13 protein-coding genes and 1 pseudogene are annotated in these 13,719 nt (G+C 45.1%); 6 read left to right on the forward strand and 8 right to left on the reverse strand.

Annotated features, from left to right (window positions below; translation table 11 throughout):
• Nucleotides 1-300: pseudogene (locus ACWA6V_RS07425) on the reverse strand (hypothetical protein); the annotation flags it as partial.
• 309 nt (nucleotides 301-609) lie between these two features.
• Entirely contained in the window at nucleotides 610-1,236 is a 627-nt protein-coding gene (locus tag ACWA6V_RS07430; RefSeq protein WP_449521881.1) for a mechanosensitive ion channel domain-containing protein, read from the reverse strand.
• A gap of 113 nt (nucleotides 1,237-1,349) precedes the next feature.
• Between ACWA6V_RS07430 and ACWA6V_RS07435 the strand changes: the two genes are divergently transcribed.
• The 4 genes from ACWA6V_RS07435 (at nucleotide 1,350) to ccmC (ending at nucleotide 6,326) form a co-directional block, all read left to right on the forward strand.
• Nucleotides 1,350-2,075: a glycerophosphodiester phosphodiesterase gene (locus ACWA6V_RS07435; protein ID WP_449521882.1), complete on the forward strand. Its 726-nt coding sequence runs from the start codon at nucleotides 1,350-1,352 to the stop codon at nucleotides 2,073-2,075.
• A gap of 60 nt (nucleotides 2,076-2,135) precedes the next feature.
• Nucleotides 2,136-4,094, forward strand: coding sequence for a DUF1800 domain-containing protein (locus ACWA6V_RS07440; protein ID WP_449521883.1), 1,959 nt, complete (start codon nucleotides 2,136-2,138; stop codon nucleotides 4,092-4,094).
• Between the two features lie 4 nt (nucleotides 4,095-4,098).
• On the forward strand, nucleotides 4,099-5,475 hold the full coding sequence (locus ACWA6V_RS07445; protein WP_449521884.1) for a DUF1501 domain-containing protein: 1,377 nt from the start codon (nucleotides 4,099-4,101) through the stop codon (nucleotides 5,473-5,475).
• A 113-nt stretch (nucleotides 5,476-5,588) separates the two neighbouring features.
• Nucleotides 5,589-6,326: a heme ABC transporter permease CcmC gene (ccmC, locus tag ACWA6V_RS07450; protein ID WP_449521885.1), complete on the forward strand. Its 738-nt coding sequence runs from the start codon at nucleotides 5,589-5,591 to the stop codon at nucleotides 6,324-6,326.
• Nucleotides 6,327-6,352: 26 nt separating this feature from the next.
• Here ccmC and ACWA6V_RS07455 read toward each other — a convergent pair whose 3' ends face one another.
• The 3 genes from ACWA6V_RS07455 to ACWA6V_RS07465 all read right to left on the reverse strand — a co-directional run bounded on the left by ACWA6V_RS07455 (nucleotide 6,353) and on the right by ACWA6V_RS07465 (nucleotide 8,424).
• The gene (locus ACWA6V_RS07455; protein ID WP_449521886.1) at nucleotides 6,353-7,024 is read right to left on the reverse strand and encodes a hypothetical protein; all 672 of its coding nucleotides are present in this window, start codon (nucleotides 7,022-7,024) and stop codon (nucleotides 6,353-6,355) included.
• A 124-nt stretch (nucleotides 7,025-7,148) separates the two neighbouring features.
• Entirely contained in the window at nucleotides 7,149-7,562 is a 414-nt protein-coding gene (locus ACWA6V_RS07460; protein ID WP_449521887.1) for a hypothetical protein, read from the reverse strand.
• A 265-nt stretch (nucleotides 7,563-7,827) separates the two neighbouring features.
• Nucleotides 7,828-8,424: a pentapeptide repeat-containing protein gene (locus ACWA6V_RS07465; protein ID WP_449521888.1), complete on the reverse strand. Its 597-nt coding sequence runs from the start codon at nucleotides 8,422-8,424 to the stop codon at nucleotides 7,828-7,830.
• Between the two features lie 235 nt (nucleotides 8,425-8,659).
• On the opposite strand from ACWA6V_RS07465, the gene ACWA6V_RS07470 reads away from it, so the two are divergent.
• On the forward strand, nucleotides 8,660-9,742 hold the full coding sequence (locus ACWA6V_RS07470) for an SGNH/GDSL hydrolase family protein (RefSeq protein ID WP_449521889.1): 1,083 nt from the start codon (nucleotides 8,660-8,662) through the stop codon (nucleotides 9,740-9,742).
• A 46-nt stretch (nucleotides 9,743-9,788) separates the two neighbouring features.
• On the opposite strand, the gene lpxL is transcribed toward ACWA6V_RS07470, so the two are convergent.
• The 3 genes from lpxL to ACWA6V_RS07485 form a co-directional block, all read right to left on the reverse strand.
• Nucleotides 9,789-10,739: an LpxL/LpxP family Kdo(2)-lipid IV(A) lauroyl/palmitoleoyl acyltransferase gene (gene lpxL / locus ACWA6V_RS07475; protein ID WP_449521890.1), complete on the reverse strand. Its 951-nt coding sequence runs from the start codon at nucleotides 10,737-10,739 to the stop codon at nucleotides 9,789-9,791.
• Between the two features lie 81 nt (nucleotides 10,740-10,820).
• The gene (locus ACWA6V_RS07480; RefSeq protein WP_449521891.1) at nucleotides 10,821-11,957 is read right to left on the reverse strand and encodes an endo-1,4-beta-xylanase; all 1,137 of its coding nucleotides are present in this window, start codon (nucleotides 11,955-11,957) and stop codon (nucleotides 10,821-10,823) included.
• A 24-nt stretch (nucleotides 11,958-11,981) separates the two neighbouring features.
• Nucleotides 11,982-12,899 carry a diguanylate cyclase gene (locus ACWA6V_RS07485; RefSeq protein ID WP_449521892.1) on the reverse strand — a complete coding sequence of 306 codons (918 nt, stop codon included), beginning with the start codon at nucleotides 12,897-12,899 and terminating at the stop codon, nucleotides 11,982-11,984.
• A gap of 157 nt (nucleotides 12,900-13,056) precedes the next feature.
• Between ACWA6V_RS07485 and ACWA6V_RS07490 the strand changes: the two genes are divergently transcribed.
• A partial coding sequence (locus ACWA6V_RS07490) for an alpha-glucuronidase family glycosyl hydrolase (RefSeq protein WP_449521893.1) occupies nucleotides 13,057-13,719 on the forward strand: 663 nt, incomplete at its 3' end.

Genomic DNA, 13,719 nt, shown 5'->3' on the forward strand with positions numbered 1-13,719 from the left:
GCTGATGCCGACACCGCAGTTATCAATCGCTGCAACTGAGTAGTTGGCGTAGACAGTCGCGATTTGGGTGCTTTCGGTTATCGCCAAGGAGCTTGAAGCTGCGCTACTGGATGCATCCGCTGAACTGGCCGGAGTGGAGCTTGGGGCTACAGAACTGGCAGGCGTCGAACTGGGTGCTACTGAACTGGCTGCGGTGGAACTGGGTACGGGGGATGGTGCGGGTTTACTGCCTCCACCACCACAGGCGGTTAAGCTGAGAAGCACAACAGGCAGGGCGTAGGTCTTGATCAGGGATTGCATGATTATTCAAATTCTCCGTTGTTGTTATCGTGGGAATATTATTATCGCGAATGTTTTATGTTCCAAAAGATGCTCTTGAAAGCGCTATCTTTGCTGGTGATTTGGCTATATTTATCGAAGTCGCCTAAATCAGTGCTCGCGACTATATAGGCGTGATTGGCGGCGGTAAATGATTGGTGATTGCGCTAACACAGATAGCACAAAAATGCTGACGCTTGCGCGCTGGTTAGGATGTATATCCGCGAGGTAATGATCGATAACAGCCTGATGAATGTTAAATCATCAGGCTGACGGTTATAACAAGGCGCATTAGCGCTGCTGCTGGCTTTTAGGTTCGCTTTCCATCCGCATTTGCTCAAGCGGCAAGGCGGTCAGGTCCTCGGCATTTTCAGCGATAGGTTCAACCAGCGGATAATCGAGCTTCAAAACCGCTTTCTGCAGGATCAGGGTGTTTGGGTAGGTGATCAGGTTGCCATCAGCGCGCTGCAAGATTACGTGGAACATACTGATTTCCACGATGATGCCACTCATATCGTCGTCTTTATCGAGAATTTTGATGCGGTCATTCACTTTGTAGGGAAAGCCGAAAAAGATGATCATGCTGGCAGTGACGTTACTCAAAATCGACCACTGGGCAAACAATGCGATGCCGACAACAGCAAATATGGAGGATAAAAATACCGAAATCTCGCTATAACCCAGCCCCAAAATCAAACACATGACTACAAGGCAGCAAAACACCATGCCGATTTTCATTAGCCGGGTGATATAGAGCACGCGTAAATCGCCCAGCGCCCGGCGTACACTGACATCGTGGATAATCTTGTCCAGCAATTTGGTGGCGAGATAAAACGCCACTAAACAACCGAACACAATCAGTAATTTTGAAAACACTGAGTGGGTAATAATCTCTTCTATACGGGGAAAGCTATCCACATTGGCACCTGCGTTGATGATTCAAGGGGCGACTGCCATACTTCAGCGATCGCCGCATTTCACAATGATAATTGCGCGGCATTATAACGGCTGATTCACTGAACGAGCGCTTTATGAAACCTTTGTTATGCATCGCCCATCGTGGCGGCCCCCAATTTATCCAATCTACACTGCCTGAAAACAGCTTGGCCGCTGTTGCGCGCGCACTGGAACTCGGCGTCTATGCAGTTGAAATCGATATATTCCAGATTGAAGGTGAATTGCTGGTTACCCATGACCGCCGCTTGGGGCGGGTGGTGTCGGGGCAGGGTATAATTACTGAACAGCCGTTGGCTTATCTGCGCGAGCAACGGCTGGAGAACGGTGAACCTATTCCCACTTTGCAACAGGTGTTGGAGCTCGTGGGCGATAGAGCCTTGCTCAACATCGAAATCAAAGGCGCCAATTCGGTGCCGACATTAAAACGCGTACTGGATGAGTACGTAACTTCGCAGCAAGGCAATTACGAGCAGTACGTCATTTCGAGCTTTGATCATCAGCAATTATTCCAATGTCTTCAGCAGATGCCTCAAATAAAACGCGGTGTATTAATTGAGGGCATCCCGCTGGATTACGCTGCCTGCTGCGAACCACTCAACGCCTATTCGTTTAATACGCATTTGAGTTTTCTCACCCCTGAGTTAATTCAGGATGCGCAAAAACGCGGGTTAAAAAATTGGGTGTACACCGTCAACCATGAGGAAGATTGGAGAGCAATGATGTCGCTCGGGGTAGATGCCGTATTTACCGATAAACCGGATCAATTGTCTGCATTTCAGGCGCAGCATAAATATCTATAGTTGCAGTACAGTTTTCCCAAAGATGTCGATCCAATAACTCTTATTCGATATAGGGCTGTTATGAAAAAACGTTCCGAAGTGGTTATGCTGGGTTTGCTGCGCACTGTAGTGATCAGTGCATCAGTGTTAATGATTGCCTGTGGTGGTAGTGGGGGTGGTAGTGGGGGAAATACGAATCCAGTTGGTTCATCGGCTGTTGCTATTGCGTCCAGTTCAATCGCTTCCAGCCTCGCCCCGACATCCAGCCCAGCATCAATCGCGTCCAGCCGCTCATCAATAGCATCAAGTGCAGCAACCGCAAAAATTCCAGTGCCGGATTTAACACCTGACCCCGTTTTGCCAATCAAAGATAGTCCCAATTACACCAGTGCTAGAGAGGCCGCGCGCTTTTTGGCGCAGACCACTTTTGGACCGACTGCCAAAGATATTGATCATATTGTTCGCATTGGTAAAACCGCTTGGTTGGATGAGCAATTCAATAAACCCCAAACCAAACACCTCGCACTACTTGATCAGCGTTTTGAACAAATTGGTTTTGTTGTGCAGCCGGAACAAGATGATAGCGATGAAGGTTATCTGCGCGATTTACAGCGCAGCGATATTTGGTGGGAGGTTGCGCTCTGGGGCGATGACCAATTGCGCCAGCGTATCGCCTATTCACTCAGCCAGATTTTAGTCATTTCCAATGTGTCCGATGTGTTGTACAACGATACGCGTGGCATTGCCAATTATCAGGATATTCTTGCTCAGCACGCATTTGGAAATTATCGCGATTTGCTAAAAGCCGTTACGCTCAATCCCATGATGGGTGAATACCTGAGCATGGTGCGCAATGAAAAAGCGGATTCCAACCGCAATATTCGCCCTGATGAAAATTATGCACGTGAATTGATGCAATTATTCACGATTGGCTTGGTGCAATTAAATCTGGATGGCAGCGTTAAGTTGGACGCACAAGGCAATCCCATTCCCACTTACGATCAAACGACGGTAAAAGAATTGGCGCGCGTATTTACCGGTTGGAATATGGCGACAATAAAAAATTGGTGGGAGTGGACAGAGAGTGGCGCTAGCGAAATCTTACCGATGAAATCTTTCGATAATTATCACGACTTCAACGCAAAGATGTTATTTGGCGATAAATCTATTGCCGCCAACAAAACACCGGAGCAGGATGTAGATGCAGCGCTGGATATTATTTTTGCGCATCCCAATGTGGCCCCTTTTATTAGCAAGCAATTAATCCAGCGCTTGGTTACCAGTAATCCATCCTCTGCGTATGTGACCCGTGTGGCCACTATTTTTAACGATAATGGAGCTGGCGTAAAAGGTGATTTGAAAGCCGTGGTGCGCGCGATTGTGTTGGATGACGAAGCACAAAATGGCCACAAAAATATGCCGCAAACCTTTGGTAAGCTGCGCGAGCCAATATTAAAAACCGCACACTTGTGGCGCGCCTTTAAAGGTACAGGGACACCCACCAAATTGGAAAATAGCACTGTGACGCCGCCGCGTCTTCGCTTTTATGGTTCAGGTCGCTTGCTTGGCCAGCGCCCCTACGGGTCCTTTTCGGTATTTAATTTTTATCGCCCGGATTACCAGCATCCAGGCGAGTTAAAAAATGCCAATATGAGCTCCCCGGAATTTCAGATTCTCACTGAAAGTATGATCATGTCCAAGGCCTCCACTTTGAGTAATGCGATCTTTTGGCGCGACACCCCCCACGATTGGTTAGAGCCAACAATCGATGGTAACTGGGATGCATTTTCTCCACGCCTGCATTTGGATCGCGAACGTGAGCTCAGCAAAAACCCAGCTGAGTTATTGGATCATTTAAATCTGGTGGTAATGGCGGGGCAGATGAGTCAGCCCATGTACGATTTAATTTTGAATCATTTGAATAATAATAAAGTCGATCCCACCTGGGGTGAAGAAGGCCAAATGTGGCAGCGGGATACGCTAGTCTATGAGGCCTTATTTTTGGTAATGGCTTCACCTGAATATGCGGCACAGAGATAATCCTATGAAAAATAATATGCAGAATCGCCGTCATTTTTTAAAACAAGCTGCCGGTATTGCACTTGGTAGTAGTACCGCTTACACCATCAGTGCGGGCTTGCAACTCGCCAACGCCATGGTGCAACCCAACGATTCTTACAAAGCCTTGGTGTGCATTTTCTTATTTGGTGGTAACGATGCCTTTAACATGCTCGTCCCTACCGAAGACTCTCAATATGCCGCTTATAAAGCATCGCGCCAAACCCTGGCGATAGAGCAAAGTAAATTGCTATCGCTGTCCAATCTGAGTGGTTCGGGTGCCCAACTCGGTTTTCATCCGAACATGCCCCATGCACAACAATTATTTAACTCAGGCAAGTTGGCGTTGCTAACCAATGTCGGCGCTTTGGTTGAGCCTGTAAGCAAAGCTAATTATCAAGGCAATAAATCCCTTCTGCCGCCACAATTATTTTCACACAATGACCAGCAAACTTTTTTGCAAAGTTTGCAATCGAGTACTCGTCGTAATGGTTGGGCGGGGCGTGCGGCAGATGCAATGCAGTCGATGAATATCAACAAAAAACTCTCGATGAATATTTCGCTCAGTGGCTCAAATATTTGGCAGAGTGGCGATAGCGTAGTACCTTATTCCATCGATTCAGCGGGCATTAAAGAGCTGGAAAATTTCAATAAAAAAGCCAGCGATGCGCGCGAGCTAAGCCGCATCCAAATCTATCAAGCATTGTTGGCACAGCAGCAAGAGAATATTTTCCAACGCGAATACGCCCGCACCCAAACCCTGGCATGGGATCTGGCCGGCGAGGTAAAAACTGCTTTGGATGCGCAGGCACCCTTGCAAACTGTTTTCCCCACAGGCAATCCACTCGCAGCCAATTTAAAAATGGTGGCGCAAATGCTCTCGGCGCGTAGCAGCTTGCAAGTCACCCGCCAAACCTTTTTTATCGGCATGGGCGATTTTGATACCCACGGCGATCAATTACGTCGCCACGATATTTTGCTTGCGCAACTAAGTACGGGTCTGGATGCATTTTATAAAGCCACAGTCGAATTAGGTATAGCCGACCAAGTCACCACCTTTACCACTTCCGATTTCGGTCGCACGCTCACGAGCAATGGCGATGGCACTGACCATGGTTGGGGCAGTCATCAAATGATAATGGGTGGCGCTGTGAATGGTGGTAATGTTTATGGTCAATTTCCTGAACTAATTATTGGCGGAAAAGACGATATCGGCGAAGGTCGCATTATCCCAACCAACAGCATGGATCAATACGCCGCAACCCTCGCGAGTTGGTATGGTCTGCCTGCGGGAAATTTTGCCGATGTATTTCCCAATTTGGCGCGTTTTAACAGCGTGGATTTAGCGTTCTTAAATAGTTGAGAGTTATGCTGCATGTTCAAATGTGAATGCAAAATAGTGCCTAAATGCAAATGTACTTATCTACTTGGATGTTATTATTTGCGTCGATATATAAGAAAATGTGAGAAAAAATAATGAGATGGAATTGGCTATATAAACTCGGAACGCCTAGTTGGTTTTACCAATATATCCGCGCTTGGTTGCCCTATATGTATTCAGTCGCATTCGTGCTGCTGTTGGTGGGTACTGTTTGGGGATTAGGTTTCGCGCCGATAGACTCGAAGCAGGGTAACAGTTATCGCATTCTGTTTATTCACGCCCCTGTAGCGCATATAGCTGAAGTTGCTTACGTGCTGATGGCGATAATGGGGGCAGTAGGTTTAATCTGGAAAACAAAGCTCTCATTTATGATGATGAAAGCATCGGCACCTTTGGGGGCGGCATTCACATTTGTGGCATTGGTTACCGGTTCCATCTGGGGTAAGCCAACATGGGGTGCATGGTGGGTGTGGGATGCAAGAATTACCTCTATGTTGATTTTGTTTTTTCTTTTTCTTGGAGTGTATGCATTGCAGGATGCTTATAAAAACAGTGATGCTGGCAATAAGGCGGCGGCAGTTTTGTCGTTAGTCGGCGTTATTAATGTAATCATCATAAAAAAATCTGTTGAGTGGTGGTACACCCTGCATCAACCCGCTTCGATTATGAAAGGCGCGGTCGATATCTCAATGCTAATTCCTCTACTGATCAATATCCTCGGTATGTATATTTTGTATCTCTCGCTACTTTTCTCTTGGTCGCAGGTGGAAATTTTACGCCAGGAGAGAAGAAAGCAATGGGTGAGGGATATTGCTCTTAAGAGTGAGTTGTGATGGGTAATTCGCACTATTTGCTGTAATTATTTTTCCAGGGTTTTAAAGTAAATTGTTTTAATTCCATTACTCTCCAGTGGGTCAGCGTAGTAACTTGGATTTTTGTAGAGCTTACCTATCGATCTGGTTAGCTTTTCGAAGATCTCTTGATTTTGTTCCAAATTTCCCGAAAAAACACTAATCTTGCATTGTGAGGTCTTGCACTCTATATCTCTTATGGCGATGCCGCTAAGTTCAGTATCTTGATTTATTGCTGCTCTCAATTGTGCTTCTTGTTGTTCAGACCAAAATATATCTTCATTTTCATTATTAAAGTCAGTGGATATTTTATCTGCATAGTTCTGTAGGCCTTCACCCATTTTTTCTATTATATTCGTAGATATTTCATTGAGCTTGTAGGTCACCAATTCTTGCTCTGTTAAGTCAGGAGCAGCTGGTTTTATGATATGTTCTGCAGATTTTTTTTTGTTTTCTTGTGTGATGCTGTTTAATTTATAAATAAGCTGAGCGTTTTCCATCTTTAACATTTTTATGTCGTTGCTAAGTTCATTGAGCCTTGCAGAATAATCCATATTTAATGGCGTATCATTAGGTGATGCTGATGCAGTGTTTTGTAATTTTTTTTCGATATCAATGAATATCCAAGTGCTGGAAACACCTGATAGGAATGCGATAACTAATCCAATTTTGTGTTTCATAATCTGCAACAACTTACTATTTTAAAAGCTAAATAGAAGCGACCCGCATGAGATGCGGGTCAGGATTTTCATTGTACCGAAATGGTACTTGATATTGACTACTGAAAGTCTTTTTTCGTATTTATTATGTCAATTTTAATGCAGCACTCTTTTTTTCGAGTTTAAGAGCAAGAAGATGTAATTTTGATATTGCGGGCGTTGTACTTGCGCTGCTTGTTGTGGTGTAAAAACTTGGCGAAACACATGTTCCTGAATTTCCGAATCCGCTTGACACGCTCAGTTGGCATTGAGTGGTGCTGCTATTGGGGTTGAACCGGCCAGTAAAAGTCCATGTCCTTGTTGCCACATGCTGCGCACCAACGATTTGAGTTCCATTATAGATATAGTTTAAACAAACTTCTGCAATCACTGATGTCCCACCGCCACCCCCACCACCGGCATATTGCCAGGTACATGATACCGGTGCGGCTGAGGCTGAAATTCCAGTAGACATTAAACCAAGAAATGCTGTTGCCTTTAGTAGTCCAAAATATTTCATTTTCCTTCCTCGTTTAAGAATTGATTTATTGGTTCCGGTGCGACTTAATAATGCACAGATTTACAGCCAGCTCGGAAGGGAAATAATGTTTCCGTCTTTCGATATTGTCAATCTTACTATGTGGCATAGGGCGACAATAAAAAATAAACTTCTCTTGTGGGCATGCCTCTAAAATCACTTTATTTACTAATAAAATTTTTATTTTTAATTGACCAAAAAAACACTCGATGAGGTTATTCCTGCTAAATAAAGAATAATGAAAAATTCAATCCACCAACTCAATATCCAGCCCATTCAATAAACGCACCGCTTCAAGGCGGGTAAATCTGGCTGCTTGAATTTCATTGTTAAAAATATCAATATCGTAATTTTCTGCTTCGCTAAAATTGGCTTCGCGCAGATTGGTTTTCATAAACAGGCTGTTGGTGAAGTCGGTGTAGGAAAATTTAGCTTTGGTGAACGTGCCATTTCTGAAATCTACGTCATGGGCTTTGCAATGTTCCAATACTAATTCACTTAAACCCAATCCATAGAATGATGAATCGGTGATGATGCATTCTTCAAAACCGATGGGTGCGGTAAAGTTGAAGCGCGGCCAGTCAGCTTTGGTCCAGTCTACGCCGACTAATTTGCTTTCTTTAAACCTGGCGTCAAAAAACTTGCTGTAGTCAATTTTAATATTGCTGAGATTGCATCCTGTAAATACACAGTCTACAAATTTGCATTTGTAGAATCGCACGTCAGAAAAATTACATTGCTGGAAGATGCAATTTTCAAAGGTAATTTCCGTCAATGATTCGCCTGCTGCGTCCAAATTGTCGAATATTTTGGAGAAGTATTCGCTGTGATTTTTCAGGTTCATAATGTTCCTGCGCTTAATGGGATTGAGATGAGTGGCAATATTCGCACTTAAGCCTCTATAAAAACAGTCTTGTTTTAAGGCGCTATCTGTGAACAATTTCTGTGTTACTGCCCTCTGTGGGATTTACGCTTCTTTGTATGGCATTGGTGGTATTTGCGGTGGCAGCCGATTAATATGGACCGCTATAACAAGAATCACAGCCAGTTCAAACTCAAATCCTGACGCGAGATATCCCATGAAATTACTTCACTACCTTCTGCTCGGCAACCTGTGTTTTTCCAGTCTTGCCTTGGCAGAGCCAATACAGACGATTAGCGCCGATAACCAGCAGTATTTGTATACTGGCCGGATCGACTTTGCCGACAAAAAAGCCCCGTCGATTTCCTGGGCGGGTACCAGCATTAAAGCCAATTTTACCGGCACCTCGCTGGCGATTAAATTAGATGACCAACTTGGGAAAAACTATTTCAATGTTTTTCTTGATGGTGAAACCCAGCACCCCTATGTGTTGGAGGCCAAACAGGGTGAACAGACCTATGTGATCTCTACTGCGTTAAAGCCTGGTAATCACAGTGTGGAAATTTACAAACGCACCGAAGGTGAAGAGGGCGCTACGGCATTTAAAGGCTTGGTGCTGGATGCGGGGGCAAAACTGTTGGCACCGCCTGCGCGCCCAACTCGCCGTATTGAGATCTATGGTGACTCGATCACCTCAGGTGCAGGCAATGAAGGCGCTGACAATGGCGTTGATCATCTTCTGAATGAAAAAAATAATTATTGGGCTTACGGTGCAATCACCGCGCGCAATCTCAATGCGGAATTGCACACCATTTCGCAAAGTGGTATCGGCATCATGATCAGTTGGTTTCCGTTCATCATGCCACAGTTTTATGACCAATTAAGCGCGGTGGGTGATAACAAAACCCAGTGGGATTTTACCCAGTGGACACCGGATGTGGTGGTGATCAATTTATTGCAAAACGACAGCTGGTTGATCGACCGTGAAAAACGTTTGCAACCTATCCCGAGCGATGCACAGCGTGTGCAGGCCTATATTGATTTTGTCCGCAGCATTCGCGCTAAATATCCGAATGTACCCATTATTTGTGCACTGGGTAGTATGGATGCCACCGCTAATCCAAAATGGCCAGGTTATGTTACTGCTGCTGTTGAGCGGATGAGAAAAGAAAATAAAGACACAAAACTGGATACCATTTTCTTTGAGTACACGGGTTTTGGTGGCCACCCACGCATTGCACAACACAAAGCCAATGCTGAAAAGTTGACGGCGTTTATCAAGCAGAAAATGAATTGGTAGGATGATGTTTTATAAGGTTATGCTCTGGCTGGGCTTGGGCATAACCTTACTTTTTCTGTTTTGCGTAAATGTTTTTCTCTCCCTCCGGTCGCGTTTTAAACCTTCTGTGTACCCATAGATACTGATCCGGTTGTTTGCGGATCATCTGTTCAATTAATTGATTAATTCGTGTGGTATCAACCACATCATCACCACTCGGGAAATTCTCCAGAGGTTCACTTATTTCGATTCGGTAGTGACCATTGGCTTCGCGGTAGTGCATAAATGTCATGACCTGCGCAGCGCCCAAGTTTGCGAAACGGCCTGTCCCCGGAACTGTCGCAGCGGGATTTCCAAAAAAGGGCGCAAAAATACTGTGCTTGATTCCGTAATCCTGATCCGGTGCGTACCACACAATATGCCCGGCGCGCAGGTTGCGTACCAGCTTTCGCGTTTCCACACTGATAATCGATTCGCCATTAAAACTTTCGCGGGCTTTCACCAGCATATAGGCGAGCAGGGGATTGGGATCTTGACGATAAAGAATGTCAAATTTGATGTGCGATGCGAGCATGCGGCCGCAGATATCCATAGTCGTCATATGACAACCAACAAGTAATACCCCTTTGCCTGCTGTTTGTGCTGCCTGTAGGTGTTCCAATCCACTAATGCTGTGAGCTGAAACCAAACGCGTTGCTGGTCCCCACAATGACATCGCACTTTCAAAAAAACTGATGCCGCAGGATTGGATAATACGTCGCACCATCTGCTCGCGTTCGGCGTCATTTAGTTCAGGAAAGCAAAGGCGCAGGTTGGTATCGGCGATGCGCTTGCGGTTGGGCACAAGATGAAAGAGTAGCCAACCCAATCCCCGCCCCAGTGCAATATTTACTGGAATAGGTAGATGAGCGATCAGCTGTAAAAATCCTAATAGAATCCAGGTGGGCCAGTAGCGCGGGCCTAAATACGACCAGCGAAAAACCGGGGGCAGATGTTTGGCGTGGGGTGTTTTATGCATGCGGATTGTTGTAAGCCTTGGTGGTGTTGGCGCAAGCCTACAGCACAACGCTGGTTACAACAATCCGCACGAAACAGTCAGTTATTTCTTAAGATCGAGCAAGCGGAAGTAAGCACTTTTGGGTTGCTGGTTGCGGTCAAACAACAGTGGGTAATTGGTGCGGCCAGGAATAGGGAAGCCATTTAACCAGCTGGCGTCATCACTCACACCCCAGAAGGTAACGCGATCCACTTTGTCTTTGTGTTTAATTAAAATTTTGAACAGGGTTTCATAAGCTTTGGCAAGTTGGTCGTCGATTTCTTTTGGCAGGCCTTTGATGTAAGGGTCGCGCTCGGGTTTGTATTCAAAGCGGGTAGAAATTTCTGCAACGGGCAAATTCCACACCGATGGCAACACATCGATATCCAATTCAGTCAAATGAATGCGCAAGCCCAATTCTGAATAGGCGATGATACTATCTTCAAAATTTTTCATATCTGACGCAAGGCCAACATGCGCTTGCATGCCCAAGCCGTGAATGGGTGCATTGCGTTTTTGCAAACGTTTGAGCATCTCAATGGTAGCGTTGCGTTTCCCTTCCTGCTCATTGTTGTAATCGTTGTACATCAAGTGCGCTTTGGGATCGGTTTCGTGGGCAAGATTAAATGCGTTGACGAGAAAATCATCGCCCATGATGTTGTACCAGTGGCTGGTGCGCATTTTGTTGTCATCGCCCATTGCCTCATTGACTACATCCCATGCGGCAATCTTGCCTTTGTAACGGTCAACCAGGGTGGTGATATGTTCCTGTTGTTTTTTTGCCAGAGCTTCTTTGGAGATATAGCTGCCGTCTTTATTTTTAAAAACGCTTTCAGGAATTTGGCTATGCCATCCCAGTGTGTGGCCAACCATATGCAAATTGTGTTTGCTGCCAAAATTGATAATGGCATCGCTGTCTTCCCATTTCCAACTGCCATCTTCGTTGCGGATCTCGCCCCATTTTTGGCAATTTTCGGGCGTGATTGAATTAAATTCTTTGGTAATCAGCGCGACTAATTTTGGATCTTGTTTTTTAATGATCGATGCGCTCAATGCTGCGCCAATTAAAAAGTCGTCTTTGTAGGCTTCTTTCAAACCTGTCGCTGCCGCTGCTTTTTCTGCTGCCTGTAATTTAGCGCTGGCAATCAGTGCCGCTGTGGCACCGCTCATGGCTAGCAGCCCTCTGCGTGAAATATTCATATGTTTTCCTCTTATATCAGTTGATTATTCGATGCTGGTAATTTGATTGGTAGTAGTGTTGTTGTTTGAAGTCTGACTGGTGTTATCGGGTATCGATTGCGGATCAAACCAGAGCTCTTTGCGTTCAATGGGGGTCTCTTTCGATAGGAGGGGATTTTCCAATTTAAATAGACGGCGATTTTTCATATTGGCTTTTTGCAACACGTCCTGAATGGATTTATCGCCATAAAAGACTTTATCGAATTCGCCCTTAGCAATCGCACGTTCAAAACCGGTTTCCAAATCTTTGGCAAGTGTTTGGTTGCTGGGAGAGACAAACAGATAAAATGGCATTTGGTAGTAGACCATTAAATTTTTTTCAACCGTCAAGTCCATGGTGGGGCGCGCCTCAAGTTCACCAAAGGGTTCGTGCACACCGCGCCGAAAGCCATCAAAACGGCCCCCTTCAACCATGTAAAATAAACTCCCGTATTTATTCGTTTTGATCACGTTGAAACCATTGGCTTCTAGTATGCGGCCATCTGCCCAGGTACGGCCTTGGCCTATAGTGAGTTTTTTTAAATCATCTAGTGTTTTGACTTGATCAAATTTGGCTTGATTATTTTTATTGATAATAAAAATGCGATAACCCAAGAGACCTTTAAAAAGTGGGATGCGAATTGGGCGTAACTGTGATTCAATTTCTGCATCAGAAGATGCCCAACACAAATCCAATAGGCCGCCAGTACGCACCTCTTCATTGACGCGTGCCTGGGTGAAATCTTCTTTGACCACTTCTATTTTGTAATTGGGGTTATCACTGTGATCAATCGCCAGCTTGAGCATTTTGATGGCATAAGCGGCATTAGGGTCGCTGAAATCGTTTACGCGGATAGTTTGTTCTGCGGCAAAGGCCTGAATACCAACCAGAGAAATAATGCATAAAGAAAGAATTTTTATCATTTTTTGACCGAAATAAAGAGTGTTAAGGATGATTTTAGTGTTATTGGAGACGGTGCGATCCTTTACATTTATTAAGTTGTGTTCTTGTATACCAGTGTTATATTTGTTGTGACTATAAGATAGCAGTTATTTAAGAATAATCCATGTGGAGTTACAGGTGTCCAGACGATTCTTTACCAATCTATTCATTTTATGGGTGTTTTTTCTTGCTGGAGCTGCACAAGTCAGCAACGCTGAAGATGGTTATGACATGTGGTTGCGTTATCAGCCAGTGGCAGACAAAACATTGCGCAAAGCCTACCAGCAGCAGTTCACCCAGATTCTGGTTGAAGGTGTTACACCCGGTTTGAGTGTAGCAGCCGCCGAGCTACAACGCGGTTTAAGTGGTTTGTTGGATAAACCTGTCGCCATCACTAATAAAAAATTGTCCAAACAGTCATTGGTAGTGGGTACGCCTGCCACTTCTCCGCTTATTGCGTCGCTGCAGTTAGGTGATCGTTTGGCTGTATTGGGTGATGAAGGCTATTTAATTGAGCAGACGCGTATCAATAAACGCCCGGTCACCGTTATCGCCGCAAATTCGGATGTGGGTGTGCTTTACGGCAGTTTTCATTTGCTGCGTTTGATTCAAACCCAGCAATCGCTCGCTAACATTTCCATCGCCAGTGCACCCAAATTACAGCACCGTGTCATCAACCATTGGGATAATTTAAATCGTGTAGTTGAGCGCGGTTACGCCGGGTTGTCGCTATGGGATTGGGGCACGTTGCCTGAGCATAAATCCCAGCGTTATATTGATTATGCGCGCATCAATGCATCG

The sequence above is a fragment of the Cellvibrio sp. genome (assembly GCF_053579595.1).

Bases quoted from the DNA above. Each gene is read 5' to 3' on its own strand.
- ACWA6V_RS07435 (WP_449521882.1), top strand. From the start codon at position 1,350: ATGAAACCTTTGTTATGCATCGCCCATCGTGGCGGCCCCCAATTTATC.
- ACWA6V_RS07440 (WP_449521883.1), top strand. From the start codon at position 2,136: ATGAAAAAACGTTCCGAAGTGGTTATGCTGGGTTTGCTGCGCACTGTA.
- ACWA6V_RS07445 (WP_449521884.1), top strand. From the start codon at position 4,099: ATGAAAAATAATATGCAGAATCGCCGTCATTTTTTAAAACAAGCTGCC.
- ccmC (WP_449521885.1), top strand. From the start codon at position 5,589: ATGAGATGGAATTGGCTATATAAACTCGGAACGCCTAGTTGGTTTTAC.
- ACWA6V_RS07455 (WP_449521886.1), bottom strand. From the start codon at position 7,024: ATGAAACACAAAATTGGATTAGTTATCGCATTCCTATCAGGTGTTTCC.
- ACWA6V_RS07460 (WP_449521887.1), bottom strand. From the start codon at position 7,562: ATGAAATATTTTGGACTACTAAAGGCAACAGCATTTCTTGGTTTAATG.
- ACWA6V_RS07465 (WP_449521888.1), bottom strand. From the start codon at position 8,424: ATGAACCTGAAAAATCACAGCGAATACTTCTCCAAAATATTCGACAAT.
- ACWA6V_RS07470 (WP_449521889.1), top strand. From the start codon at position 8,660: ATGAAATTACTTCACTACCTTCTGCTCGGCAACCTGTGTTTTTCCAGT.
- lpxL (WP_449521890.1), bottom strand. From the start codon at position 10,739: ATGCATAAAACACCCCACGCCAAACATCTGCCCCCGGTTTTTCGCTGG.
- ACWA6V_RS07480 (WP_449521891.1), bottom strand. From the start codon at position 11,957: ATGAATATTTCACGCAGAGGGCTGCTAGCCATGAGCGGTGCCACAGCG.
- ACWA6V_RS07485 (WP_449521892.1), bottom strand. From the start codon at position 12,899: ATGATAAAAATTCTTTCTTTATGCATTATTTCTCTGGTTGGTATTCAG.